This is a genomic window from Flavobacterium sp., assembly GCF_029242675.1.
Taxonomy (GTDB): domain Bacteria; phylum Bacteroidota; class Bacteroidia; order Flavobacteriales; family Flavobacteriaceae; genus Flavobacterium.
Map to the genome: position 1 here is coordinate 1 of NZ_JAQWTM010000130.1, position 1920 is coordinate 1920.

Sequence of the window (1920 nt, forward strand, 5' to 3'; positions counted from 1 at the left end):
TTAGAGCTGTTACGGTCTTAAACTAGATTTAAATGGTTTCTGTCTTAATATAGAAAAGTCGCTGCAATGCGGCTTTTTTTTTGTCCAATTAATCGAAATGAAATTATTGCAATTTTTCAAATGCTCTTATATTTTCGTAAATTAACAGATAGAATCAATGTGTTTTATGATCTGCGCTATGTTTGAATTTGATTTTTTTTTTTTCGAACAATGCTCTAATGCTTTACATATTAAAGTAAACACAGAATTTTCAACTTCTTTTAATTTTGATTTATGACTTATTTTATCAAAGATTTATTTGGCCTTTATTCGCTTCTTGGGAACGCTACTTTCGTTTAAAATGATTTAGAAAAATTAATAGATGATTCTTTGTAAGTGTCTAAATCATTAAAGAAAGAAGTGGGATGTCATTCCTTTTAGTATTCGAACCAAAACATGAGTTAAATTATTTACCTTGTACTAAATATAGTGTGATGGGAAACCAAGAAAAGATACTATTAAAAAATAAGGGGATAATATGAAACAATATGATGTCATAATAATTGGAGGAGGGCAAGCAGGATTATCTGTGGCTTATTTTTTACGAAGAACCAATTTAGAATATCTTATTCTCGATAATCAAACAAAGCCTGGAGGTTCTTGGTTACAAACCTGGGATAGTTTAAAATTATTTTCTCCTGCTGCTTACAGTTCATTATCTGGTTGGGGAATGCCAAAAAGTGAGGAAGAATATCCAAGTAAAACAACGTTCATCGACTATCTTACACGGTATGAAAATCGATACAATTTTCCTATTCAAAGAGATACTGTAGTTAATAGTGTTGTCAAAGAAGGCGCTATTTTTAAAATAGATACTTCAAAGGGAACTTTCTATTCAAAAACAGTGGTAAGTGCAACTGGTACCGCAAGAAATCCTTTTATACCAGCGTATCCTGATAACGAGAAATATATGGGAAAGCATATTCATTCTCACGCTTACCTTAGTCCAGATATTTTCAAAAATCAAAGAGTCCTTGTTGTAGGTAGCGGAAATTCAGGAGCACAAATACTCGCAGAAGTATCAAAGCACGCGTTTACAAAATGGGTCACATTACAAGAGCCACATTTTCTAGCTGACGATATTGATGGTCGCTATTTATTTGAAGAAGCAAACAATACTTATTTTGGTAAAACAAATAACGTTGCTTCCGAAAAAATTACACTGTCCAGTATTGTTGTGGTACAAACAATAAAAGAGGCTAGAGAAAGAGATGTGTTTCATGCAGTAAGGCCCTTCAAGTCGTTTTATGAAAAAGGAATAATCTGGGATAATGGGGATAAGGAGCCATTTGATGCAGTCATTTGGTGCACTGGATTTAAAGCCAACTTAGATCATTTAAAATCTCTTGAAATTATCAATGACAACCAAATAAAAACCAATCCAGAAAGCACACAATCATCTGTGCTACCAAATCTATGGCTCGTGGGTTACGGGAACTGGACCGGTTTTGCTTCGGCTACAATCTATGGAGTAGGTAAAACAGCACGAAAAACGGTTGAAGAAATTAAAGGCTTCTTTGATATTAATCAATAGCAAGTATAAAAAGTTATATTACACTTAAATAAATAAAATAAGAGATGAGTAAAGAAAGCGTTGGATTATTAGGTTTGGGCAGTCGCAGCACCCTATATTACATTGAGCAGTTAAACCGACTTTACAATAAAAAAATGGGCGGCTACAGTACATTTCCTTTTATGATGATTAACACAAATTTTGATACCATCAATTCCCTTTTACCTAATCCTTCGAATGAATTAGATGCTGTTTTAACAGAATATGTGACTAGACTCGAGAAACTAGAAATAACTGCGATTCTAATTCCTAACATCACGTTGCACGAAACAATCGATCGATTAAAAATTCGTAAAAAGATACTGCAT

2 protein-coding genes are annotated in these 1920 nt (G+C 33.1%); both read left to right on the forward strand.

Annotation, left to right across the window (positions count from 1 at the left end; all coding sequences use genetic code 11):
- The first annotated feature begins 517 nt into the window (after positions 1 to 517).
- On the forward strand, positions 518 to 1573 hold the full coding sequence (locus P8M54_RS05125; protein ID WP_300285884.1) for an ArsO family NAD(P)H-dependent flavin-containing monooxygenase: 1056 nt from the start codon (positions 518 to 520) through the stop codon (positions 1571 to 1573).
- Positions 1574 to 1617: 44 nt separating this feature from the next.
- On the forward strand, positions 1618 to 1920 hold a 303-nt coding region (locus P8M54_RS05130), incomplete at its 3' end, for a hypothetical protein (RefSeq protein ID WP_300285886.1).

Excerpts from the sequence above, each read along its gene's own strand:
- P8M54_RS05125 (WP_300285884.1), top strand. The coding sequence starts at position 518 with ATGAAACAATATGATGTCATAATAATTGGAGGAGGGCAAGCAGGATTA.